Raw genomic sequence first — 23,080 nt, forward strand, 5'->3', positions numbered from 1 at the left:
CGATTTCCTGCGGCGTCATGGTGTGATTTCCCGCAAAGCCAAACCTAGTCGGCTGCCACAGCCGCTTTGACATCATCAGGCGTCCCGATGGCCCGCGTCCCAACCTCTTTGTTGATCCGACGGATCATACCCGACAGTGCCTTACCTGCGCCGATCTCCCATATCTCAGTGACGCCGTTCTCGGCCATCCACGATACGCTTTCACGCCACCGCACAGAACCTGTTACCTGATCGACCAAAAGCGAACGGATCGACGTTGGGTCAGAAATACCCGCCGCCAGAACATTCGCGACCAGAGGCACTTTGGGGGGCGACATATCTACATTCGCCAATGCCACGGCCATCGCCTCGGCAGCGGGTTGCATCAATGCACAATGGAACGGTGCGCTGACGGGCAACAGGACGGCACGACGAGCCCCCTTGACCTTGGCAATCTCAACCGCGCGCTCAACGGCCTCTTTGTTTCCAGAAACAACAACTTGCGTGGGATCGTTGTCATTCGCCGCCTGACACACCTGATCATGCGCCGCTTCCAAGGCAACCTCGGCAGCCGTGTCGAAATCCAGTCCCAAAAGGGCCGCCATCGCGCCCTCGCCAACAGGAACAGCCTCTTGCATGGCTTTGCCGCGCGCGCGCAACAAACGAGCGGTATCCGCGATCGAGAATGTGCCAGCCGCCGCCAAAGCCGAGTATTCGCCCAGCGAATGACCCGCCACATAAGCGGCATCCTCGATGGAAACCCCTTCGGCTTCCAACGCACGCATCGCGGCCAGTGAAGTGGCCATAAGTGCAGGCTGTGCGTTTTGGGTCAAAGTCAGCTCATCCGCCTCACCTTCCCAAATCAAGGCCGAGAGCTTTTCGCCAAGCGCCTCATCCACCTCGTCAAATACGGCCTTCGCTGAGGGATAGGCTTCTGCAAGCGCCCTTCCCATTCCAATGCTCTGGGCACCCTGCCCGGGAAATACAAATGCGCGGCTCATGGGCTCTCCTCTTGCCGTGAAGCTTACCCCTAGGGGATAGCGCGCAGGTCCGACCGGTGCAATCCGCTTTGCCAGAAATGAAAACTGGCGCTGCAAAAATTTGCGCGCCAGTCTGATTTTCTACAATTGTTCAGGGATGCTTACGGCGCGGTCACATGCGACAGCGAGATCGCCTTACCCTCTGACAGCGACGGCCATGCCTTGTTCGGCTTCGTGGTGCGGCGTGCGCTGCTCAAATCCTTAACCAACTGGGTCTGAATAGTTTCTAACACCTCTTCATCACCCGCGATCACTTCGAAAGCATCCATGCCGCTGCCAATCCGCGCATAAAGACCCGCCTCGCCGTTTTCTTCCTTGCCACGCAAGATCAGGAACGAGCCGATTTCACCAAAGGGGATACGCGTTTCCTGACGGAACCGGTTCCAGCCGTCTTTGTACCCCATGCGCATTTCGCGCTTGTCCAGATCAACTTGCGCTTCGGCCTGTTGTGAATCGCGGCCATACCAAAACAACAACCAGCCAAGGACAAACAGAAGCCCGGTCAAACCCAGCTTCATTGCCATAATCAGGGGATCAGCAAATGCGTTGCCCGAAAACATCCAGACGCCAGCAATCATCAACAACAACACCAGCCCGACAAAGCGCCCTGCCGCATGGGTAAGGCGCATCAGGCCGGGGGCTGCATTTTCCGCTGTCAGACGATAGCCCCAGTCGGCTTTATATACACGAGGACTAAGGCGCGTCATGCCTATCAACTGTTCGAAGCTGATTTTCTGGTCACTCATAGCAATGCCACCCTTGCAGTCTCTTTCGAATTCTTCGGCGGGCTTGAGGACTTCTTTGCGTAGCCCTCACCCTTTCCCTAGGGGTCTCATGCAACTGTGACGGGATTGGGGCAGAGGTCTGGTTATTCGCGGGCATTCGCTGGGATTATCTGCGTCACATGGCGCCAGTCTCCGCACTCAAAATCGCCTTGCACCGTTAGGCCAAAGGTGTATAAGGCACCGTCCTTTCCGTGTGTTTTTGAACCGCGTGGCCTCTCGTGGATGGGTGGCGGAAAGGCATAAATGCCCATCCTTTGAAGCGCGCCTGAAAATAGAACTGGAGTTCACATGCCGATGTATGAGCATGTCTTCATCTCGCGTCAGGACTTGTCCAACACGCAAGCTGAGAACCTCATCGAACATTTTGGCACCGTACTCGGTGACAACGGCGGTAAAGTCGTTGACAGCGAATACTGGGGCGTCAAAACGATGGCCTACAAGATCAACAAGAACCGCAAAGGTCACTATGCGTTCCTGAAAACCGATGCACCCGCACCGGCCGTTCAGGAAATGGAGCGCCTGATGCGCCTGCATGACGACGTTATGCGCATTCTGACCATCAAGGTTGACGATCACGCCGAAGGCCCGTCGATCCAAATGCAAAAGCGTGACGAACGTGGCGACCGCCGCGGCCGTGACCGCTAAGTTCGAAAGGATCTAACCTATGGCTGGTAAACCATTTTTCCGCCGTCGCAAAGTATGCCCGTTCTCGGGCGACAACGCGCCGAAGATCGATTACAAAGACACGCGCCTTCTGCAGCGCTATATCTCTGAGCGTGGCAAGATTGTCCCCTCGCGGATCACCGCTGTGTCGGCCAAGAAGCAACGCGAACTGTCGCGCGCTATCAAACGCGCTCGTTTCCTCGCCCTGCTTCCCTACGCCGTGAAGTAAGGAGATCTGACAATGCAAGTTATCCTTTTGGAACGTGTGGCCAAACTGGGTCAGATGGGCGACGTCGTAGACGTCAAGCCGGGCTTTGCCCGCAACTTCCTTCTGCCTCAAGGCAAAGCGCTCAGCGCTTCGCAAGCCAACATCGCCTCTTTCGAAAACCAGAAAGCGCAGCTGGAAGCACGCAACCTGGAAACCAAGAAAGAAGCCGAGGCTCTGGCCGAGAAGCTCGCTGGACAACAGTTCATCGTGATTCGCTCAGCATCGGACGCCGGCGCTCTGTACGGCTCTGTCACGCCACGTGACGCCGCAGACGTGGCAACCGAAGCCGGTTTCACCGTCGACAAAAAACAGGTCGCTCTGAAAGCCCCGATCAAGTATCTGGGTCTGCACAGCGTGCACGTCATCCTGCACCCTGAAGTCGATGTTGAGATCGACCTGAACGTCGCCCGCTCGCAAGAAGAAGCCGAGCTGCAAGCGTCAGGCAAGTCGATCCAAGAACTGGCTGCTGAAGCTGAAGCTGAAGCAGAGTTCGAAATTGCTGAACTGTTCGACGATATCGGTGCTGCGGCATCCGAAGACGACGATCTGGCAGAGGCCGTTGAAGACGCCCCTGCGGAAGAGGCATCCGAAGAAGAGTAAGCTCTCCTTCACTGAAAAGAATAAAGGCCGCTCAATCAGAGCGGCCTTTTTTTGTGTCTTACTCTTACGAGTCAGGTTGTCCCCGGTGTCCGGGGTTGCCGTTAAGCACCCCCGGAGATTTCGGGTCACTCCGCTGGTGCGGTCTCACCGACTTTCTCGCGCAAACCATCACGATAAAGCGCTTTGGCAAGAGCGATACACATCAGCCCCATCACAAAGGTAAACGGCAGCGCCCCGATGATCATGGCACTTTTTAGCGCCTCCATCGGATCAGCCCCTCCGTTCGTCTTACCGGCGATAAGCAAAGTACCGATCACCAGTGTCAGGATGACGCCCCACACGATCTTGTGCTTGTTGCCGATGTTCTCGTCGCCGCCAGACATAATGGTGTTCATAACCAGAATGCCTGAGTCAGCCGACGTGACCAAGAAGGTCAGGATCAGCACAACACACATGATGGTGATACCCGACAGCAACCCACCCGAGATGATCTGCTCAAGCGTCACAAACAGTTTCGCCGTGTTGGATGCACCGATGATGGCACCCTCAGCAACACCGCTGACTTCCATGTCGATGGCTGTGCCACCCAAAATGGTCATCCAGGCAAAGCAAACCATCGCAGGTGCGAAAACGCAGCCGATGATGAATTCGCGAACCGAACGGCCACGCGAGATGCGTGCAAGGAACAATCCTACGAAGGGTGAGAATGCGATCCACCAAGCCCAGTAGAATGTTGTCCAACCCGCTTGCCAGCCAAACTGACGTCCAGGCTCACCGGCTGCGTAAGCAGCGGTCAGTACATCATCAGGAAGGGCAGCGGCTCCGCCTTCCAGCCCTGATTTGAACCCATCAAACGATCCCCACGCGTTGGTGGCACCACCGCGCAAAGCATCTGCATACGGAGCAGCATCAGCAGGCAGAGCTGCAGAGAAGTCCGTTGCGGATTGTGGTCCAAACGCTCCAAAGCTCAGCGAAACGTAATGCAACAGGTAATCAACAAACGCGGTTGCATATGTGGTCATTGCGAAGAAGAACGAGCCAAAGATGACGAAAGTCATGAGCAGGATCAGCGACAGCACCAGATTAAGGTTCGACAGGTACTTAACGCCGCGTCCAACACCTGACACAGCCGATACGATCGACAGCATCATGATGACCACCAGACCAGTGATCAGGCCCACAGTGCCGGGCACAGGAACTTCACCGGTCAAATCCATCATCCAGCCAGCGCCGGTGATTGCATAAAGACCATCAATGAACTGAGACACGCCGAAACCAATGGTCACAGAGACACCCAAAATGGTCGCAACAACGCCCAGAACATCCACAACATGACCAAAGAAACCGTTCAGGTATTTACCGAACAACGGTGTCAAAGCCGTGCGGATGGTCAGTGGCATGTTGCGTGTATAGGCATAGTAAGCCAGCGACAGGCCGGTGACGACATAGATCGCCCAGGCATGGAAGCCATAATGCAAGAACGTGTAGCGGAAACCCGATTGAATGGCCTCTTCGCTATTACCCACAACTGCACCAGCCAGAACCTCAGGATTTGATCCCCACAGTCCTAGTGGCTCAGCGGTCGCGAAGACCATAAGGCCAACACCCAGACCGGCGCCGAACATCATCGAAAACCACGAGAAGTTCGAGAACTCAGGCGCGACGCCTTCTGCCCCCATGACACGCCTACCGGTTGACGGAATAATGGCCACGACCAACAAGAAGAACGAAAAGAAACCAACGATGATGATATAGAAGACGTTGAAGTCCTCTAGCAGTCGCCAGTTCAAGCTGCCCAACACGCCATTTGCGTTTCCTGGCCAAACCAATGCCCAGATGACCAGCCCGACGATGATCGCCTTACTGATCAGGGCAATTGGAATGCTATGCCCTTCATAAAAACCGCCATCGGCCCGTTGGACCTCTAGATCGGTAAATGGTTGTTTGATTGACATGTGTTTCCTCCCTGTTCGCACGTGTCTGATTTCCGGGGTGTTCTGTTTCCGGCGGCTTCTCCCGGTTCGGTTGCCGTCCGGTTCTAAGTCAGAATAGCCTCAATTTTCTCTAGTGTCGCCACATTGACGTCGACGCCGTCCTCTCTGGCACGCAGCCTTTTCGCGCGGCGGCCGTCTCCGGGCAAATGTGCGCCGTCTTGATCGCGGATCGAGCCAACCAAAGCGGCTATGTTGAGCCCATAACCGACATCTGATGTCGCTTTTGGATCAATTGCAATGAAGAACTGCCCGGTTTTGGGTGGACCGCCCACCGTACCAGAGAACGGTGAGGCGTGTATTCCAAGCGTCGCGCCGGTCAAGGCTGCGGCCATGACCTCGGTTAAAATGGCGACGCCAACACCTTTATATCCGCCAGACGGCGCCATCGAGCCTTTCAGCCCAACATTAGGGTCGGTGGTTGGATTGCCATCGGCATCGAGCGCCCAACCGACTGGGATGGGTTTACCCTCGCGCGCGTGCTTCATCACCTCGCTTTTGGCGATTGTACTTGCGCTTTGGTCAATCAATAGCGCGGGCTGTCCGTCCTCTCCGGGTGCCGCGATGGAAAAGGGGTTCGTACCAACCACGGGCTTTGCCCCTCCCGACGGAGCGATCGACGCGGGCGCGTTGGTGAAGCCCAGCCCCACCAGCCCGGCCTGCGCCAAACGATAGGTATGATAACCCAAAACACCACAATTGTAGCTGTTATGGACTGCAAGAACGGCAACGCCCTGCTCACGCGCGGCGGGTATCAAAGCCTCAAACCCAAGATCAAGCGCCGCATGAGCGAAACCTGTCGCCGCATCGACCTTCACGACACCGGGACGTGGGCGGGACAGGTCCGGTTTGGCTTGCCCATCCACCTTGCCGCACTGAACATGCTCACAATAGATCGGGATATAGGCCAACCCGTGGCTTGCAACACCATCTGCCTCGGTTGCGGCTGTCGCAACGGCCAATGGACGAGCGTTCTCTTCCGACGTGCCGGCGTCGACCAGCGCGCGAAACGAAAGATCTTCGATCTCGGCAAGGGTTAATCTACGGGTGTTGGTCATATCATCGCCTTTTTAGTCATTGTCAGAGAGGCCCGCACCGGCGCCAAGCAAGCGGCTTTCTTCCGTCGCGGGTGCATAAGTCCGGTGGGCAAACGTGTTAAGCGCACGCCACGCATCGGCATTCGGCCGGGCACGTGTCATGATCGGTTGTGTGTCGGCAATCACGCCACCCCGACTGATACGAAGCTCTCGAGCCTCATTCGGGAATGGCCCTGTAATTGACAGCTGCGATCCGTCCGTCACCGCCACCACATCACCGCATTCCACGCTGACACTGGCTTTCAGGGTTCGGGCCGCACTGGCCGCAAAGGGTAGGATCATCATCGGTACAGAAACACCGCGCATTTGTACCGGCCTGTCGCTCAAAAGCTGGGCACAATCAGACAGGCATGCGCCTGTCACCAACGCGCACAAGTTGCCCGAGCACTGCCAGATCTCATCGAGGTTCTGCGGAGCATGATCCGTTGCAGCGCTCCCATATCCCGCATTAAGAAGCTCAGCCAGTGCGACCGCACCATCTTGCCCATGGGCGCATAGCCAACGCGTGGCTTTGGCAGCTTCTTCGGCAGTTCCCCAGCTATATCCTGCACCGCGGGTCGCGCGTTTGGCCGTAGCTTCGACTTCATTTAATGAAAAACTCATGCCGACGCCTCCGGGTAAACCCAAAGATCCGCGTTTTGTTTGCCCAGCTCTTCAGGATACGGAGCACCGGAATACATGCAAATGCGCACCCAACGGTCTGATCGAGGGTCAAAATGTGTCGCACCAAAGAACGAGAGTTTAGCGCGCAACATATCGATTGGCAGCACCGCCGAACTGATCGTATTGTCACGAATTTCGCCGTAGGGCGCAACGCGGCTCATCTGCGCGCGGCGCACGGTATGGCGATGTTCGGGGTGTTGCAGAAGGAACGCGGCGATTGGCATGTCAGATGCGAAGATTTCCATTGCCTTATGCGCGGCAACGCTGTCGCGCGCGGGTGCAAGCGGTTGTTCATAATCCTCAATTGGTTCTTCAAAGCGCTCGCCCAATCTTGGCTCTAGCTTCTCTTCCGACACATACCATGCACGGGCGCAATGCTCGGGGTCTGACCAGTTGTGATCAAATGCCCAGCCAAAATTGTTTTCGATCAGGGATTTCACGTCACCGACGGACATCTGCCCATCTATTGTAAACGCCTCAGAGTTGCCGTCCGCCATGCAAGACGCCAGACCGTCGACAAGTTCGCCATAGGGTTCCAGCATCAGTGATGCCACCAGTTCCTGTGCATCCTCGTTTAGGTGCGCGTCACACCAAACCATCAGCTGATCCCAAGGATCGTCTTTGTGTAGGGCGTCCCCGGCAAGGTAAGCCCGCAACGCCCGCAAATCGGAACGAAGCAGTTTGAGCTTTTCGATCTGAATGGGGTGTTGCGATTTCCAACGATCAACGGACGACACGCTACGCTCGAATAGCGCCAGAAAACTATCAACGTCATGCTGAGTTGCTGTCGCAACTGAACGGACACGCGCGATGGCCTCTTCCCGCGCCATAATCCAGTTGTTGAACAAAAGTGGATGATTGACAATGAATGGCGCCATGCCCAATCCGGTTGAATTGCCGATCCCAAGCTGGCGCGCAATCGCAGGATCAAGGCGCGCAGTCTTATTGCCCCCTTTGGCATCCGCCATGTGCTGAACAAGATCGCGTACAAAAGTCCGTGTCAGGTAGACCGAAAGCATCTCGGCCTGGAACGGCACCTGCATTTCTGGCCGATCCGCGATAACCTCGCGATCCGCAGCTCCAAGTTTACCCGACCCGTAGACGGCGGTGGTGCGCATCAAGTACCCGACCGCATCGACCTTTTCTTGATCAGGTTGCTCGCCCGCGGCCAAAGCATCCACGAAATGCGCCCACAGACGCACGGACCGGTTTGCCCGCGACACCGAGATCTCTCGCTCGCTGACCCGTCCGGCCTCTTGCAGCGGAACGTTCTTCGACAAACGCTCAATATCCGCCACGTCCGGCACACCGTCATAGAGCGTGAACGTGCAATCCCAAGCCGTCGCGATCACGCGATCAGACCGCATCTCGGGCGGCAAATCATGAGCAAAGGCGACCAGCGAATAGGCGCGCTCGGGTCCTTGAGCGGTGTAGACAGCGTGACCCACACCTCTCTCATCGATCTTGAATACCGGTCTGGTAAATTTCCATGCCTCGCACGCCATGCGTCGCATCAAAACGCGCATGAAACTTAGACGACATTGATGAAGCGACCCAAGCCGAGACAGTCGCATAACCTTTTCAGGTGACCTGCATTCAATCTCTGTTTGGGCGACCGGTTCCATCATTTCATCCTTTGGGCGTGAAGTTGTCGCGGAAGAACCTATACCAGTTCTGCCCCATTATTCCGGCAACTTCGTTATCGCTCAGCCCGGTCGCGCGCAGGCCAGCTTCGATGTTGCCGAAGTCTCTGTTGTCGTTGAACCAAGTGGGCATTGGGGGGAAACCAGCGTTCGACGCCGACCCCTCGCCATAGTCGATGTCCTTACTCCACCGACCAACCCGCATCCATTCCACCACGCTATCGGGATGGTCCTGACACAGATCGGTTCCGATCCCCAAATGCTCCGCCCCATAGGTTTCCGCCGTGCGGGCGATCATCTCGCAGAAGCTGGTAATCGTGCAGTCGGATTTGTCCTTCAGATGGTGCGGATAGACCGAGAAACCGAGCATCCCACCATTCTCGGTCACAGCCCGAATGACGTTATCTTTCTTGTTGCGCAAGGCAGGCGACCAATCATGCGGATTGGCATGTGTGATGGCAATCGGCCGCTCGGACATTTCAGCGGCTTCAATGGTGGATCGGTCGGCGGAATGGCTCATATCCACCACCAAGCCCACACGGTTCATCTCGCGGATGACTTGTTTGCCCATCCGTGTGATACCGGTGTCCTCAGCCTCATAACACCCGGTCGCCAGAAGCGATTGATTGTTATAAGTCAACTGCATAAAGCGCGCACCTAATGTGTGCAAGATCTCGATCAGGTCGATGTCATCTTCCATCGGGCTGGGATTTTGGAACCCAAAGAAGATCGCCGTCCGCCCGGTTTCCCGCGCTTTATCAATGTCGCTTGCCCACTGACCTTTCATGATCAGATCTGGATATTGCTCGAACCAGCGGTTCCATTTTTCAAAGTTCAGAACGGTTTCCCGGAATGTCTCATGATAGGCGATGGTGACGTGAACCGCGTCCACCCCACCGTCGCGCATCTGCCGAAAGATCTTCTCAGACCAATTGGCGTATTGCAGCCCATCAATAAGCATACCGGACACCATTAAACGGGACCCGCGCTGATATAGGCGGTTTTGACCGTGGTATAGAACTCGGCCGCCGCCTTTCCTTGCTCGCGTGGTCCGTAAGAGCTGTCGCCACGACCACCGAATGGAACGTGATAATCGGTGCCCGCGGTTGGCAGGTTGATGGTCACTACACCCGTTTGCGCGTTGCGACGGAAATGCGTGGCGCGGGCCAGCGATTTCGTCACGATGCCCGATGTCAGGCCGAAGTTCGTGTCGTTCACAGTTGCCAAAGCTTCGTCATAGCTGCCAACCTTGATTACGGAGGTCAGCGGCGCAAACATCTCTTCGCGATTGATGCGCATGTCATTGGTCGTATTCACAAAAACGCCGGGCGACATGTAAAAACCCTCGTGCGGCATATCCAAGCGTACACCACCGCAGGCCAGTTCTGCGCCTTCGGATTTCCCCAAATCGGCATAGGCCAAGTTTTCTTTCAGCTGTTGTTCACTGACAACCGGACCCAACTGCGTGCCCTCTTCCAGCGCATGGCCCACTTTCATGGCCTGAGTGCCGGCGACCAGCTTTTCAACAAAAGCATCGTGAACCGCCGCATGTACGATCAACCGTGACGAAGCTGTGCATTTCTGCCCAGTCCCACCAAATGCCCCACCAAGGGCCAGCGTGACCGCCAGATCAAGATCGGCGTCGTCCATCACAGCCAAAGCGTTTTTCGATCCCATCTCCATCTGAACTTTGGTCAGGTTCTGGATCGCCGCAGACGCAATGCCCTTGCCCACCGGAACAGAGCCTGTGAATGAAATTGCATTCACCTTCGGGCTTTCCACCAAGCGCTGCCCAACCGAGCGACCAGCGCCCATGACCAGCGAGAACAAGCCTTTGGGAATGTCCTGACGGTTGATGATCTCGGTCAGCGCTACGGCCGACGCAGGTGTAATGTTCGCAGGCTTCCACACAACCGCGTTGCCATAGCAAAGCGCTGGCGCGATCTTCCACGACGCCGTTGCAGTTGGGAAGTTCCACGGGCTGATGATCGCCACAGTGCCAATAGGTTCGCGGCGCACGTCAATCTCGACGCCCTCACGCACGGAATCTGCGTTCTCACCCAACTGACGCAGGCATTCTGCTGCGTAGTAAGTGAAGAACTGACCGGCGCGATAGACCTCGCCCTTGCCTTCTGCTTTCGGCTTGCCTTCTTCGCGCGACAGAAGCTCACCCAATTCCTCAGCACGTGCCATCAGCTCGTTGCCGATCGCCATCAGGACCGCCTGCTTGCGCTCCATGCCATAGGCCGCCCACTCTCGCTGGGCAACACGCGCCTGATCAAGCGTCGCTTCCAACTGGTCGCTGCTGGCTTGGGCATAAACGCCCACCAGATCGCTTAGATCCGAAGGGCTGCGGTTTTCGACTTCGCCCTCTCCGGTTTGCCATTCGCCTGCGATCAGGTTTTTCTGGATGTCGGTCATAATTGTGGTGCCTCACACGAAAGTCTGGTTCCAGATCAGTATGGACAATTTCCCCCACTTCAATCAAACTCAAATAATTGAATAATCTTTCAGGATTTTTGAAGTGACCATCAAGATCGAACTCCTACGCGGCTTCGCCGAGGTCGCCCATAGTGGAAACCTGAGCGATGCCGCAGGTCGGCTGGGGCGCACCCCATCGGCGGTGTCCATGATGCTAAAACAGCTGGAAACCCATTTGGGCGAACCGTTGTTCGAGACAGATCGAAAGAACAAACTGACTGCGTTGGGGGCATTCGTCCTGGATCAGGCAGAGCGCGAGTTGCAGCAGTTCGACAATACGGTGAAGGTCATCGAAGGCTTCGCAAATGCCCGACGAGGGCATGTGCGTATCGCCACCGTTCCTTCTGTCGCGGGTACGATTATGCCCTCGCTGTTCTCTCACTTTATTGACGAATTCAGCGACCTCGAGATCGAGCTGAGAGACATGGATTCAGCCTCTATCTTGCACGAGCTGTCGCGCGGTAGGATCGACATTGGCGTGGCCACTTTGCGCGATGACAGGCATGGCTTTGAAAGCCGCCTGCTTTTGACGGACCGTTTCGGCGTGATCGCATCGCCAGACCACCCCATTGCCCAGCAAACAGGCCCGGTCAGTTGGGACGCGCTTAGTGATGCGCGCTTGATCGCAAACAACCTGTCAGCAGGGATTTCAACCCCGCAATCACGAAAGCTCCACGAGGGTGCGTTGCTCTCAGCGCACAACCTGACCTCTAGCCTGTCGTTGGTGCGGGCAAATATTGGTGTCACGATCTTACCCGAAATGGCCTCGAAGGCGGTGCAGGCAAGCAACTTGGTGTTTCGCCCGCTTGCGGATCGGTCAATCAAGCGCGAAGTACACTTGCTCCGCAAGGCAGAAACGGCACAATCGCCAGCGGCAAGATTGGTGGAAGAACGCTTAATGCAGACGGCCGAAATATTGGACAAAGGGTCACGCAATTGACTGGAAACCCAACAAAGCCGGTGCAGCTTGGAATTTTGATTTTCCCGGGCTTTCCAATGGCGTGCCTGACGTCTTGCATCGAACCCCTTCGTGCTGCCAATGAGATCTCAGGTCAGAACATCTTTCATTGGACGGTCGTGGCCGAGGCGGCCTTGCCCGTCGCTTCTTCAGCCGGCGTTGCTTTCGCGCCTGATACAACCTTGGCCGAAGTTGCAGATCTTGACTACTTGTTCTTCGCATCCAGCCCCGACGGACGATTTGAACAACCCGCGCGCGCCGGGGCTGCGTTGCAACGACACCTGCGTGCTGGAGGCGCATTGGGGGCCTTCAGCGGGGGCGTGTTCCCTCTTGCGCGCTCTGGCTTAACCCAAGATGCACCCCTCTCTGTCCATTGGTGTTACGAGGCCGCCTTCGCCGCCGAATTCCCCGATATCCCAATCGAAAACACGGTAATCAGCGATCATGGTTCATTTGAAACGGTTTCCGGCGCGTCGGCGGTGTTCGACCATATGCTTGGCTTGATTGAAGACAAGCTCGGGGACGAGATCATGGCCGAGGTTGCCTGTTGGTTCCAACACCCATTCATTCGCTCCGCAGCCCAATCGCAAACAACACCCGCCCTGTCGACGGGCATCAGCGAAGACCTGCTACCAAAGCAGGTTACGCGTGCAATCAGCCTGTTTGCTGATCATATCGAAAACCCGTTGCAAATCAGCGAGGTGGCCGAACAGGTCGGCGTTTCCACCCGCAGTTTGGAACGCAGTTTCAAAGAGGCCACCGGCCAAAGTCCCCTGAAATATTATCGCGCTATGCGGATGAAGCAGGCGCGGCAATTGGTGCTTTATACAAATGATCCAATCACCGAGGTCGGCTATATGGTCGGCTATGCAACCCCCGGCGCGTTTCTGCGCCATTACCGCGAAAGCTTCGGAATAACGCCGATTGCGGATCGCAGGGCCAAAAACTCGTTACGTGTACGAGATGGGGATTGCCTGCCGTCTAGCTGACCGAACGAGCCGCCGCGATCAAAGCGTGATGCAGTGATCCTGCTGAAGATCGCGGCCCAATCACTGCAAACTCATCATCGGTGGTCCGCCAGACAAACGCCCCGGTATGTTCCAACGAGCTGCGCACAACTGCGTCCATCGCCATGCTGCGCACAGGGGCATTACATAAGCGCTCCAGAACATCGCAAACCTGCGCGCCCTGAATGTCGAACCGACACCAGCCATCCGTTTGCTCCACGACCGAAGCCGCATCGCTTACTGCGGCCTTTACGTCGGATGCAAGATCGGTTTTCGCATCATAGGATGCCACGATCATCCACTGATCTGGCCCCATCCAGAACGCCGACATTTGGTCGCCATGGCTGGCCATCCCGACGTCTGGCAAGCTCACCCCCAACTTGGTCTTCACGGCCTTGTGGGTGTCGCCTGATGTGGACAAACGTGCTGCCACGGACGCCAGGGCAAATTCCACCCGTTCGCGAAGTGTGACCGTTCCGATTTCGTCCACATGCGGCACGTCCGCTCCAAGCGGCGTGAAGGGTTTCAGGTTATGCACGCAACTTTCCTCCCTCTGGATCAACGAAATGCGGACTGACGATTTCTACAGTTGTCTCAAACCCTTCCAGCGGGTTCACCAACCGAAGACGCTGCCCCATACGTTCGAAACCGCCCTTCACAAAGGCCAGCCCGATCGAGGTCTCCAAGATCGGTGAATAGGCCGCCGAGGTGACGTATCCCTGATCATGCGCCGCATCTATGGGACCGTCGGTATTCATCAAGTGACTGCCAGCCGGAACCGGGACCGAGGCATCAACAGGCTTGATCCCGACCAAATTTAGCGCGTCAGGTTCGTTCAAACCTGTCCGTTCGCTCATCACATTGCCGATGCAGTCTTTCTTTTTCGACACCATGCGTCCCAACCCAAGGTTCAGCGCCGTCGTCGTCCCGTTCAGCTCGTTGCCCGCCGCGTGGCCTTTTTCGATCCGCATCACGCCCAAGGCTTCGGTCCCATAAGGCACCACACCGAATTCCTCTCCGGCCTCCATCAGCGCGCGCATAAGGGCATCGCCATAGCGGGTTGGCACGGCAATTTCATAGGCCATTTCCCCAGAGAACGAGATGCGGAAAAGGCGCGCCCGGCACCCGCCAGCGACCGTGATGTCACCGCATGCCATGAACGGAAACGCATCGTTTGAGATGTCGAACTCTTCATCCACAACTTTCTGCAAAAGCTTGCGGCTGTTCGGCCCAGCCACTGCATACTGCGCCCATGCTTCAGTGGTCGAGATCAGCTGAACATCCAGGTCAGGCCATAAGCATTGGCGCGCAAACTCCATGTTGCGATAGACCAGCACCGCATTGGCCGTCGTCGTCGTTATCACATAGTGATCGTCCGCAAATCGCGCCGCGGTACCGTCATCATAGGCAATCCCATCCTCGCGCAGCATCACACCGTACCGCACCTTGCCCACAGGCAGTTTGGCAAAAGCGTTGGCATAAATCTTGTTCAGAAACTCGGCTGCGTCCCGGCCCTGAACGTCAATTTTGCCCAATGTGCTGACATCACAAACACCCACCGAGTTACGCGTCTGCAAGACCTCACGGTCCACCGATTGCCGCCAATGCGTTTCACCGGGTTTCGGGAACCATTGCGCACGCAGCCAGTTGCCTACTTCGACAAACACCGCGCCTTGTTCTTCGGCCCAATGGTGGCTTGGAGTCAGCCGCGTGGGGTGAAACTCTTTGCCCACGGCACGCCCTGCCAGTGCCCCCATCGAGACGGGTGTATAGGGCGGACGGAAGATCGTTGTGCCCGTCTGTGGAATGGTCTTGCCAGTCAGCTCAGCCATCACCGCCAGCGCGCCAAGGTTCGACGTCTTCCCTTGATCCGTCGCCATCCCCAATGTGGTATAGCGCTTCAGATGTTCCACCGACGTGAAGTTCTCTTGATGTGCCAGTTTCACATCCTTTACCGTCACATCGTTTTGGAAATCCAGCCAAGCGCGCTTGGCTCCGGTCACATGCCAGAACGGTGTGATCGAAACTGGGGTGTCCTGCGCCTCTGGCAGACCAGCTGATTTCGCCTTTATTCCAAGCTCCTTTAGCGCGGCAACCGCAGCAGCGGCCCCGCCGGACAGCGCACCAGACGTTGTCAGATCGCCGTTCGCCGCCCCAGCCACAGCCTGCCCCGCTGGCTGGTCCTCACCCGGGACAAAAGCTTGGATGTCTTCGTGCCAAACCGGGCGCCCGCGCTGGTGGCAGGTCAAACCCAAGTTCGGGTTCCATCCGCCCGACATGGCCACCGCCTCACAGGGGATATTTTGCGCCTGCCCGTTCGCCAGACGAACCGAGACCTCTTGCACCCCAAGACGCCCCTTTGTGTCGGCAATCTGCGCGCCCTTAAGGACTTCAATCCCATCAATGTCGGGTGCATCCGGGCGCACATCCACCACGGCAGGCACCTTTACACCTTTCGCAATCAGGTCGCGCGCCGTTTGATGCGCGTCGTCGTTGTTGGAAAAAACCACAACTGATTTCGCAGGTGTCACTGCCCAACGGTTGGCATAGCTGCGAACTGCCCCCGCCAGCATGATGCCCGGGCGGTCGTTGTTTTCAAACGCAATTGGGCGTTCGATGGCCCCTGTCGCGATCACGGCGCGCTTTGAATAAATCCGCCAAACCGTCTGACGCGGCTTGCCGTCTTGTGGCACCGACATGTGGTCCGCATTGCGCTCAACCGCGCCGTAGACTCCATGGTCATAGGCCCCGTACACAGTTGTGCGCGGCATGATCCGAAGGTTGGGCATTGTGTCCAGCTCTGCCAAAGTTTGCGCCACCCAAGCATCGCCCGAGATGTCGGAAAGCAAAGCTGCTTCAGTGATCAACCGCCCGCCCAGTTGATAATCCTCATCCGCCAAAACGACCTGCGCCCCGGCCCGCCCAGCCGTCAGCGCGGCAGCCAGACCTGCTGGTCCCGCCCCAACAATCAGCAGATCACAATGCAGGAAACCTTTGTCGTAAAGGTCCGGATCATCTTCGCCCGTCAGGCTGCCAAGCCCCGCCGCCTTGCGGATAATCGGCTCATAGACCTTTTCCCAAAACGCTTTCGGCCACATGAATGTTTTGTAATAGAACCCAGCCGTCAGGAAGTTTGAGAACCTGTCGTTGATCGCCATCACATCGCGTTCAAGCGACGGCCAGCGGTTTTGCGACGTGGCCTCTAGCCCATCATAAATCTCGGCCACTGTGGCGCGTGTGTTGGGTTCTTGCCGACCGCCAGAGCGCAGCTCGACCAGCGCGTTTGGTTCTTCACTTCCCGCGCTCAGCACCCCCCTCGGGCGGTGGTACTTGAATGATCGCCCCATAAGACGAACGCCATTTGCTAACAAAGCCGACGCCAGCGTATCGCCTTCAAACCCCTGATAGGATTTACCGTCAAAGCTGAACGACAGCGTGTTGTCTCGGTTGATCGTTCCTCCGGCAAGGCGGTTTATCTGGCTCATTGGAGCGTTTCCGCTTTGTGACGCGCCCCGGCCACATCGCGGGCAAGCTCGACCTTGTTGATCTCATGGGTCACCGTACTGCGGGTCACCACTAGCCACGACCGATCCCCTTGTTCGTGGAACCATAATTCACGATGCTCACCTGCCGTATTGTCGCGCAGGTAGAGGTAGTCGTGAAACTCGCGCAGAGCATTCTCTGACAACCAATACGGTCGGTTCATCAGCGAGGCATCGCCCAGATAGGTAAATTCCTGCGCGTCGCGGGGACCTAATAGCGGATGGTTGATGATCATCTGTTTCGTTCCTCTAATGCAGGTTCGGTTGGGCACCTTGGCCCTTTTCGTCAATCATGTGACCCGACATGAATCGATCCAACCGATAGGCCGAAGCGGTTTCATGTGGTCGATCTGTCTTCAAGAGATGCGCAAAGCAGTAACCAGAGGCAGGCGTCGCCTTAAAGCCCCCGTAGCACCAGCCCCCATTGAAATAGAGACCGTCGATTTGCGTCTTGTCGATGAACGGAGAGCCATCCATCGACATGTCCATAATGCCACCCCAACTGCGCAACAGCCGCGCACGTCCAAGAGCTGGGATCAGGGATATTCCGCCTTCAATTACATCCTCGACGACCGGCAAGTTCCCGCGTTGGGCGTAGGAGTTGTAGCCATCTATATCGCCCCCGAACACAAGCCCGCCCTTGTCCGATTGGCTGCAATAAAAATGGCCCGCGCCATAGGTGATCACACCGGGAATGATCGGCTTAAGTCCTTCAGAAACAAAGGCTTGCAAGACATGGCTTTCGATCGGAAGGCGCATACCCGCCATCGCCATCACGCGGCTGGAAGACCCAGCAACCGAGACACCGACCTTCCCCGCACCTATGAAGCCGCGGGAGGTTTCAAGCCCCAGAATGCGCCCGTCTTCGATCCGCATCCCGGTGACTTCGCAATTCTGGATGATGTCAACACCGCGTTGGTCCGCCCCGCGCGCATAGCCCCACGCCACCGCATCGTGACGCACCGTGCCACCGCGCCGATGCAGTAGACCGCCTTGGATCGGAAAACGCGCATTGTCGAAGTTCAGAAACGGATACATGGCGCGCACGCCTTCGACGTCCAACAGCTCGGCGTCCGATCCGTTCAAGATCATCGCATTGCCGCGCCTGCGCGCCGCGTCGCGTTGCGCGTCTGAATGCACGAGGTTCAGAATGCCCCGCTGACTGACCATCGCGTTGTAGTTCAGATCTTGCTCAAGGTTTTCCCAAAGCTTCAACGAGAACTCGTAAAACGGTTCGTTCCCATCGAGCAGATAGTTTGATCGGATGATGGTCGTGTTGCGCCCAACATTGCCGCCACCGATCCAGCCTTTCTCAAGCACCGCAATGCGTGCACCGCCGAACTCTTTGGCAAGGTAGTAAGCTGTGGCCAACCCATGTCCGCCACCGCCGACAATCACATAATCATAGTGGTCCTGAGGGGCAGGATCGCGCCATTGCGGTCGCCAGCCCTTATGGCCGGTCAACGCCTCTTTGATTAATCCAAAGCCTGAATATCTCATGAAGCCTCCGCAACTGTCCCTTCCAATTGAGAAGCAATCGCGCATCGCCGCATGAACGGTTTCGGACAGAAAGCGCACGAAATGCGACAAAACTGCCGGAAACGGATGGTCACCTCGTCCAGTGCGCCACTTTTGGCGGCAGAGGCCCGCTTACATCCTACTCCGCCCTTTCGGACCCGACATCTCGGGCTTAAGCTGAGAACATGAAACACTTCCAACGACGTACGTTGCTTTTCACCCTGCCCGCAATCGCGTTGGTTGGATGTGGTGGCCGCGACAAACCCGAACGATCGAAAAGCGACCAGTCGGGGTTCAACCCGCCGCTATATCCCAATGAAACGCCTGAACTTCGGGCGTTGATCAACAAATGGGCTGACCATTATCAGATCCCCCGAGAGTTGGTGCATCGACAAGCCGTTCGTGAAAGCACCCACCGCCCGTGGGCACGCAATGGTCCGTATTGGGGGCTGTTGCAAATCCTGCCTCAAACCGCGCGCACGATGGGGCATCGGGGACCGGCCAGCGAGTTGCTCGATCCGGACGTGAACCTGAAATATGCGGGCAAGTATCTACGTGGGGCCTACATTGTGGCGGATGGAGATATCGGCAACGCGATGAAATGGTACGCGCGCGGGTATTATTATGAAGCCAAGCGGCTGGGCTTATTAGTAGAAACCGGGTTGCGGCCAGGCTGATCGCCGCGATGGTGGCTCATCCAGTAGGATGAGCCTGAAGGGGCGTTGCCCCTCTGCGCCTTGCGCATTCACCCCAGGATATTTTGAGAAAGAAAATGGGGCGCGATCTGAGCTTCGCTTTCGCGGCTTCAGACACAAAAAGGCCGCCCCGGAGGACGGCCTTCATGTTGGCAGTGTTGCCAATCTTATTCTTCTTCAAGAGCCTCAACAGCTTTTTGAAGATCGTCCTTAGAGACTTCTTTTTCAGAAACCTTCGCCAGTTCAAACACATAGTCGATGACTTTGTCTTCAAACAAAGGCGCCTGAATTTGTTGGCGCATCTGCGGGTTTTGCTGAACGAATTCAAAGAATTGCTTCTCTTGGCCCGGATATTGACGCGCTTGGTTCATAACCGCTTGGGTCATTTCAGCGTCTGATACTTCGATCTCGGCTTTCTGGCCCAGCTCAGCCAGCAACAGGCCAAGGCGCACGCGGCGGCCTGCCAATTTGGTGTGCTCGTCAGTTGGCTCAACCTCGGGGTGGTCGTGACCTTCCACTTCGGGGTTCTCTTCGTGCCACAGCTGATGTGCGATTTGCTTGGCCTCTGCGTCGAGCAGCGACGGTGGCAGATCGAAATCAACCATCTTGTCCAGCTCGTCGAGCAGGCCACGCTTCATAACCGCACGGGCGGCGCCCGAAAACTCGGCTTCCAGACGTTCGCTGATTTGACCTTTCAGGCCATCCAGATCTTCTGCGCCAAATTTCTTGGCCAGCTCGTCGTTTACTTCGGCAGCAACAGGCTCTTTGACTTCTTTTACCTTGCATTCAAAGACAGCGTCTTTGCCGGCAAGGTTTTCTGCACCGTATTCCGCAGGGAAGGTCACTTTGACTTCAAGCTCTTCGCCAGCTTTCGCGCCAACAAGTTGCTCTTCGAAGCCCGGAATGAATGAACCGGAGCCCAGCGCCAGTGGGTAGTCTTCAGCCGCGCCGCCATCAAACGCTTCGCCGTCAACTTTACCAAGGAAGTCGATCACAACTTGATCGCCGTCTTTGGCTTTCGAGCCTTTCTTGCGGTCTTTGAAGTCTTGCGCGGTTTCAGCAAGGCTGCCCAGCGCTTCTTCGATATCCGCTTCGCCCGCTTTCACAACCAGCTTCTCAAGCTTAACTTTCTTCAGGTCGACTTCTGGAATTTCGGGCAGAGCTTCGTAGCTCATCTCGATCTCAACGTCGTCGCCTTCTTTCCAATCTTCATTGGTCATCTTGACGTCGGGTTGCAGGGCGGGACGATCGCCACTGTCTTCGAAATGCTTGTTCATCGCACCGTCGACGGCTTCTTGCATGGCCTCGCCCATCAGGCGCTGACCGAACTGCTTTTTCAACAGAGCCATAGGCACTTTGCCTTTGCGGAAGCCCTTCATTTCGACTTCAGGTTGGGCTTCAACCAGCTTTTCGTTGACCTTCGCGTCCAGATCAGCGGCCGGAACCACAATCTTATAGCCGCGCTTCAGGCCTTCATTCAGGGTCTCGGTGACCTGCATGTCGTCGTCCTCTTTCAACTATGGTGCGGGTGAAGGGACTCGAACCCCCACGCCTCGCGGCGCCAGAACCTAAATCTGGTGCGTCTACCAATTCCGCCACACCCGCAAAAACCGTGGGCAGCCCGCGTCGTTTCGCCGAGGCCGCCCAAATTCGCGCCCTTCTAGCAACATTCAGTTCGGGATGCGAGAGGAAAAACACCCCAATACGTATAGGATCGGCTGCATTTCGCGACGAAATAGCCACAGTCAGTATCTCGAAGCGACGACAAAACGACTCGGTCGGCAAATAACAGGTGATTTTGCGTTTGGAGTTGGTAGCGTGCAGACAAACAGAAGAGCCCGAAACTGGGCCGACGAAAGAGGCAGAACAGTTCATGACACCCATGTCCCATTCCGGGGACGCGGTGGCAGGATACGTGCGCGATGGCGCGCTGGTATCCGGCATCGGTCCCGGCGCGCTTGTGCAAACTCTGCACGGTACGCGCGCCATAGAAACTTTAGCACCCGGAGATCAGGTTCTAACCAAGGATCGCCGCCGCGTGCGGTTGTCGTTGGTCACGTGTACCGCTGCCCCTGCCCGCGCGCTGTATCGAATATCTCCGAAAGCACTGGCGCAAGGCCGTCATAGAGAGAAGTCGGGGCCCATCATTCTGTCCGGCCAGCAACATGTGCTTGTGTCCGGATGGATGGCGCAGGCGATGTACCGGCGCGACCAGGCGCTTGTCCCCGTTCATGCGCTTGCCGACGGAGAGCTGATCCGCCCCATGGGATTGGACGCCGACCTGCCGCTGTTTCACCTGCATTTTGATGAACCGGATTTGTTTTGCGTGGGTGGATTGGAGTTTCTTGCCACCCCGGCCCACCACTACATCCGCTAAGCCGACAGCTTCCGGAACACTTTGGGCAGCATCTCGGGCAAGTCCTCGGCGATCAGACCGGGACCGAACTCCAGCGCGCATTCCACATGCAGCCACGCCGCAGTTTCCGCGGCCTGCATGGGAGAGAACCCGCGCGCGAGCAACCCGGTGATGAAGCCGGCCAGCACGTCGCCCGACCCGGCGGTCGCGAGCCATGGCGCTTGGCGTTCATAGGCGGCCGAGTTGATCGAACACGTCCCCTCCGGCGCGGCAATCACCGTGTCCGGCCCCTTGAACAGCACGACACACCCTGCCCGCGCGGCGGCTTCGCGTGTGGCATCCACCTTGGAATAGGCGGGGCCTTTGGTGGCGGGGGCGTTGAGTTTCTCTGCGATGTCCGGGAACAGGCGGCCGAACTCACCTGCATGCGGCGTCAACACGCAGTTTTCATACAACATGTCAAAGAGTTCGGCGGGGTTTTCCGCATAAGTCGTTAACGCATCCGCATCGAGCACTGTCGCTCGTTTGGCTGCCAACGCCACAGGAACGAGATCACGGGCTCGCCGCTGCCCCAATCCGGGGCCTAGGCACAGCGCGTTGAGCCGTTCATCCACCAATGTGGCTTCAAGTGTCGGGGCATCCCCGACCGGCGACAACATAATGGCATCCAACCGCGCTGCGTTTTCTTGGAGTGCGCCGGGTGTTGGGGCGACGGTGACCAGCCCTGCGCCGATGCGGAGCGCACCGCGTGCCGCTAGACGGGCTGCACCGCCTTTGCCGGAGGGGCCAGAAAGGATGAGGGCGTGGCCGTGAGAATATTTGTGGTCTCCATGCTTCTCTGTTTCCTCGCTCATTCTTTGAACGAGTGAAACCGGTGGCAACTCCGGCAATACCTCAATTTCTGCTTCGAACTCCTGACGTAACAAAGACTTCAAAGCGTCGGGCCCAGCGCTTTCCGCCAATACGTTTCCGAGCCCTTGAAACATCTTTTGAGTCGTAGCCAAGCTCACATGCGACATAACCTCACTCAGACCGATGGATTTCACACGGAAGCTTTTCACAAAACAATTCTCGAGCAGATGCCCAAGCTTGTAGCTATGAAAACTAACGCACAGATCTGTCCAGAATTCTGCTGAATAGCCCTCTTCATCCAGAAGCCATTTACCACTGTCACAGCATAATCCGCTCGGTGCATCGACGGAAACGCTTTTCAGAAAGCAAATTGGTACAAGCGAATGCAATTCGGACAAACGACGACGCGCATCAGAATCTAGGGCGCGCGTAAGCCCTGTACCGAACAACGCATCCAGAACGATGCCCTCTTCACCTTCAGTCATGGTTTTCAGGTGGTCTGGAAAATCCTGCAAAGGCATCAGAAAGTCGTGAACAACCCCCATCTCCCCCCAACGCTCATAATTCACCCGCGCATCCGGGGGCAGCTTATCAGCATCCCCATACAGGAACACTTCCACCTCCCAGCCCGACTCTTTCAGCAGCCGCGCCACGACGAACCCGTCACCACCGTTGTTCCCCGGCCCACACAGCACCACAGCCTTATGCGAGGTCTTGGAAAGCTCCGGCCATTCTTCAAAGATGGCCTCGACCACCCCCCTGCCCGCGCGCTCCATCAGTTCAAGCCCGGTGACCTCACCTGAGTCGATGGCCGCTTGCTCGATGGCCTTCATTTGGGCCGCTTTCAGCAATTCAGTCATGGGTCACCTTTCGTCACATGCTCAATTCTTAAACCAACTGCCTAATTTTTGTGCAATCGCCCGGAAATCAGCCTACTCGCCC

21 protein-coding genes and 1 tRNA gene are annotated in these 23,080 nt (G+C 56.8%); 7 read left to right on the top strand and 15 right to left on the bottom strand.

Features of this window, described 5'->3' with window-relative positions; all coding sequences use genetic code 11:
* Positions 1-44: 44 nt before the first annotated feature.
* Positions 45-980 carry an ACP S-malonyltransferase gene (gene fabD / locus V6N04_RS08415; protein WP_371169702.1) on the bottom strand — a complete coding sequence of 312 codons (936 nt, stop codon included), beginning with the start codon at positions 978-980 and terminating at the stop codon, positions 45-47.
* Between the two features lie 140 nt (positions 981-1,120).
* Complete coding sequence (locus V6N04_RS08420) at positions 1,121-1,765, bottom strand: hypothetical protein (protein WP_371169703.1); 645 nt, start codon at positions 1,763-1,765, stop codon at positions 1,121-1,123.
* A 327-nt stretch (positions 1,766-2,092) separates the two neighbouring features.
* On the opposite strand from V6N04_RS08420, the gene rpsF reads away from it, so the two are divergent.
* The 3 genes from rpsF to rplI are packed head-to-tail and all read left to right on the top strand — an operon-like array spanning position 2,093 to position 3,335.
* On the top strand, positions 2,093-2,449 hold the full coding sequence (rpsF, locus tag V6N04_RS08425; RefSeq protein WP_371169704.1) for a 30S ribosomal protein S6: 357 nt from the start codon (positions 2,093-2,095) through the stop codon (positions 2,447-2,449).
* A gap of 19 nt (positions 2,450-2,468) precedes the next feature.
* Positions 2,469-2,696, top strand: a complete 228-nt coding sequence (gene rpsR, locus V6N04_RS08430) for a 30S ribosomal protein S18 (RefSeq protein WP_371169705.1) — start codon at positions 2,469-2,471, stop codon at positions 2,694-2,696.
* A 12-nt stretch (positions 2,697-2,708) separates the two neighbouring features.
* A complete protein-coding gene (gene rplI, locus V6N04_RS08435) occupies positions 2,709-3,335 on the top strand; it encodes a 50S ribosomal protein L9 (protein WP_371169706.1) in 627 nt (208 codons plus the stop codon).
* A 125-nt stretch (positions 3,336-3,460) separates the two neighbouring features.
* Here rplI and V6N04_RS08440 read toward each other — a convergent pair whose 3' ends face one another.
* From V6N04_RS08440 to V6N04_RS08465, 6 genes are all read right to left on the bottom strand, one after another.
* Positions 3,461-5,290: a BCCT family transporter gene (locus tag V6N04_RS08440; protein WP_371169707.1), complete on the bottom strand. Its 1,830-nt coding sequence runs from the start codon at positions 5,288-5,290 to the stop codon at positions 3,461-3,463.
* A gap of 83 nt (positions 5,291-5,373) precedes the next feature.
* A complete protein-coding gene (locus V6N04_RS08445) occupies positions 5,374-6,384 on the bottom strand; it encodes an Ldh family oxidoreductase (protein WP_371169708.1) in 1,011 nt (336 codons plus the stop codon).
* 12 nt (positions 6,385-6,396) lie between these two features.
* Positions 6,397-7,026, bottom strand: coding sequence for a DUF3726 domain-containing protein (locus V6N04_RS08450; protein WP_371169709.1), 630 nt, complete (start codon positions 7,024-7,026; stop codon positions 6,397-6,399).
* On the bottom strand, positions 7,023-8,711 hold the full coding sequence (locus tag V6N04_RS08455; protein ID WP_371169710.1) for a hypothetical protein: 1,689 nt from the start codon (positions 8,709-8,711) through the stop codon (positions 7,023-7,025). The genes V6N04_RS08450 and V6N04_RS08455 overlap by 4 nt, the downstream gene beginning before the upstream one ends.
* Before the next feature lie 4 nt (positions 8,712-8,715).
* The gene (locus V6N04_RS08460; protein WP_371169711.1) at positions 8,716-9,690 is read right to left on the bottom strand and encodes a membrane dipeptidase; all 975 of its coding nucleotides are present in this window, start codon (positions 9,688-9,690) and stop codon (positions 8,716-8,718) included.
* An 11-nt stretch (positions 9,691-9,701) separates the two neighbouring features.
* Positions 9,702-11,150 (bottom strand): aldehyde dehydrogenase family protein, encoded by a 1,449-nt coding sequence (locus tag V6N04_RS08465; protein ID WP_371169712.1) that lies wholly within the window; start codon positions 11,148-11,150, stop codon positions 9,702-9,704.
* A gap of 103 nt (positions 11,151-11,253) precedes the next feature.
* Between V6N04_RS08465 and V6N04_RS08470 the strand changes: the two genes are divergently transcribed.
* Both V6N04_RS08470 and V6N04_RS08475 read left to right on the top strand, forming a co-directional pair.
* Positions 11,254-12,150: a LysR family transcriptional regulator gene (locus V6N04_RS08470; RefSeq protein ID WP_371169713.1), complete on the top strand. Its 897-nt coding sequence runs from the start codon at positions 11,254-11,256 to the stop codon at positions 12,148-12,150.
* A gap of 56 nt (positions 12,151-12,206) precedes the next feature.
* On the top strand, positions 12,207-13,157 hold the full coding sequence (locus V6N04_RS08475; protein ID WP_371169992.1) for a GlxA family transcriptional regulator: 951 nt from the start codon (positions 12,207-12,209) through the stop codon (positions 13,155-13,157).
* On the opposite strand, the gene V6N04_RS08480 is transcribed toward V6N04_RS08475, so the two are convergent.
* The 4 genes from V6N04_RS08480 to V6N04_RS08495 are packed head-to-tail and all read right to left on the bottom strand — an operon-like array spanning position 13,150 to position 18,217.
* Positions 13,150-13,713 carry a sarcosine oxidase subunit gamma gene (locus V6N04_RS08480; protein WP_371169714.1) on the bottom strand — a complete coding sequence of 188 codons (564 nt, stop codon included), beginning with the start codon at positions 13,711-13,713 and terminating at the stop codon, positions 13,150-13,152. The genes V6N04_RS08475 and V6N04_RS08480 overlap by 8 nt on opposite strands.
* Positions 13,706-16,660, bottom strand: coding sequence for a sarcosine oxidase subunit alpha family protein (locus V6N04_RS08485; RefSeq protein WP_371169716.1), 2,955 nt, complete (start codon positions 16,658-16,660; stop codon positions 13,706-13,708). The genes V6N04_RS08480 and V6N04_RS08485 overlap by 8 nt, the downstream gene beginning before the upstream one ends.
* The gene (locus V6N04_RS08490; protein WP_371169717.1) at positions 16,657-16,953 is read right to left on the bottom strand and encodes a sarcosine oxidase subunit delta; all 297 of its coding nucleotides are present in this window, start codon (positions 16,951-16,953) and stop codon (positions 16,657-16,659) included. The genes V6N04_RS08485 and V6N04_RS08490 overlap by 4 nt, the downstream gene beginning before the upstream one ends.
* Before the next feature lie 13 nt (positions 16,954-16,966).
* Positions 16,967-18,217, bottom strand: a complete 1,251-nt coding sequence (locus V6N04_RS08495; RefSeq protein WP_371169718.1) for a sarcosine oxidase subunit beta family protein — start codon at positions 18,215-18,217, stop codon at positions 16,967-16,969.
* Between the two features lie 203 nt (positions 18,218-18,420).
* Between V6N04_RS08495 and V6N04_RS08500 the strand changes: the two genes are divergently transcribed.
* Positions 18,421-18,912, top strand: coding sequence for a transglycosylase SLT domain-containing protein (locus tag V6N04_RS08500; protein ID WP_371169719.1), 492 nt, complete (start codon positions 18,421-18,423; stop codon positions 18,910-18,912).
* Between the two features lie 185 nt (positions 18,913-19,097).
* Here V6N04_RS08500 and tig read toward each other — a convergent pair whose 3' ends face one another.
* Together tig and V6N04_RS08510 are read right to left on the bottom strand one after the other, a co-directional pair.
* Positions 19,098-20,429, bottom strand: a complete 1,332-nt coding sequence (gene tig, locus V6N04_RS08505; protein ID WP_371169720.1) for a trigger factor — start codon at positions 20,427-20,429, stop codon at positions 19,098-19,100.
* 21 nt (positions 20,430-20,450) lie between these two features.
* Positions 20,451-20,535: transfer RNA gene (locus tag V6N04_RS08510), tRNA-Leu, on the bottom strand.
* A gap of 268 nt (positions 20,536-20,803) precedes the next feature.
* Here V6N04_RS08510 and V6N04_RS08515 point away from each other — a divergent pair.
* Positions 20,804-21,307 (top strand): Hint domain-containing protein, encoded by a 504-nt coding sequence (locus V6N04_RS08515; protein WP_371169721.1) that lies wholly within the window; start codon positions 20,804-20,806, stop codon positions 21,305-21,307.
* Here V6N04_RS08515 and V6N04_RS08520 read toward each other — a convergent pair.
* The gene (locus tag V6N04_RS08520) at positions 21,304-22,998 is read right to left on the bottom strand and encodes an NAD(P)H-hydrate dehydratase (protein WP_371169722.1); all 1,695 of its coding nucleotides are present in this window, start codon (positions 22,996-22,998) and stop codon (positions 21,304-21,306) included. The two genes, V6N04_RS08515 and V6N04_RS08520, sit on opposite strands and share 4 nt — an antisense overlap.
* Positions 22,999-23,080 lie beyond the last annotated feature (82 nt).

Source organism: Aliiroseovarius conchicola, from assembly GCF_041403445.1.
In the GTDB taxonomy this organism is placed as follows: domain Bacteria; phylum Pseudomonadota; class Alphaproteobacteria; order Rhodobacterales; family Rhodobacteraceae; genus Aliiroseovarius; species Aliiroseovarius conchicola.

Bases quoted from the DNA above. Each gene is read 5' to 3' on its own strand.
- fabD (WP_371169702.1), bottom strand. From the start codon at position 980: ATGAGCCGCGCATTTGTATTTCCCGGGCAGGGTGCCCAGAGCATTGGA.
- V6N04_RS08420 (WP_371169703.1), bottom strand. From the start codon at position 1,765: ATGAGTGACCAGAAAATCAGCTTCGAACAGTTGATAGGCATGACGCGC.
- rpsF (WP_371169704.1), top strand. From the start codon at position 2,093: ATGCCGATGTATGAGCATGTCTTCATCTCGCGTCAGGACTTGTCCAAC.
- rpsR (WP_371169705.1), top strand. From the start codon at position 2,469: ATGGCTGGTAAACCATTTTTCCGCCGTCGCAAAGTATGCCCGTTCTCG.
- rplI (WP_371169706.1), top strand. From the start codon at position 2,709: ATGCAAGTTATCCTTTTGGAACGTGTGGCCAAACTGGGTCAGATGGGC.
- V6N04_RS08440 (WP_371169707.1), bottom strand. From the start codon at position 5,290: ATGTCAATCAAACAACCATTTACCGATCTAGAGGTCCAACGGGCCGAT.
- V6N04_RS08445 (WP_371169708.1), bottom strand. From the start codon at position 6,384: ATGACCAACACCCGTAGATTAACCCTTGCCGAGATCGAAGATCTTTCG.
- V6N04_RS08450 (WP_371169709.1), bottom strand. From the start codon at position 7,026: ATGAGTTTTTCATTAAATGAAGTCGAAGCTACGGCCAAACGCGCGACC.
- V6N04_RS08455 (WP_371169710.1), bottom strand. From the start codon at position 8,711: ATGGAACCGGTCGCCCAAACAGAGATTGAATGCAGGTCACCTGAAAAG.
- V6N04_RS08460 (WP_371169711.1), bottom strand. From the start codon at position 9,690: ATGCTTATTGATGGGCTGCAATACGCCAATTGGTCTGAGAAGATCTTT.
- V6N04_RS08465 (WP_371169712.1), bottom strand. From the start codon at position 11,150: ATGACCGACATCCAGAAAAACCTGATCGCAGGCGAATGGCAAACCGGA.
- V6N04_RS08475 (WP_371169992.1), top strand. From the start codon at position 12,207: ATGGCGTGCCTGACGTCTTGCATCGAACCCCTTCGTGCTGCCAATGAG.
- V6N04_RS08485 (WP_371169716.1), bottom strand. From the start codon at position 16,660: ATGAGCCAGATAAACCGCCTTGCCGGAGGAACGATCAACCGAGACAAC.
- V6N04_RS08490 (WP_371169717.1), bottom strand. From the start codon at position 16,953: ATGATCATCAACCATCCGCTATTAGGTCCCCGCGACGCGCAGGAATTT.
- V6N04_RS08495 (WP_371169718.1), bottom strand. From the start codon at position 18,217: ATGAGATATTCAGGCTTTGGATTAATCAAAGAGGCGTTGACCGGCCAT.
- V6N04_RS08500 (WP_371169719.1), top strand. From the start codon at position 18,421: ATGAAACACTTCCAACGACGTACGTTGCTTTTCACCCTGCCCGCAATC.
- tig (WP_371169720.1), bottom strand. From the start codon at position 20,429: ATGCAGGTCACCGAGACCCTGAATGAAGGCCTGAAGCGCGGCTATAAG.
- V6N04_RS08515 (WP_371169721.1), top strand. From the start codon at position 20,804: ATGACACCCATGTCCCATTCCGGGGACGCGGTGGCAGGATACGTGCGC.
- V6N04_RS08520 (WP_371169722.1), bottom strand. From the start codon at position 22,998: ATGACTGAATTGCTGAAAGCGGCCCAAATGAAGGCCATCGAGCAAGCG.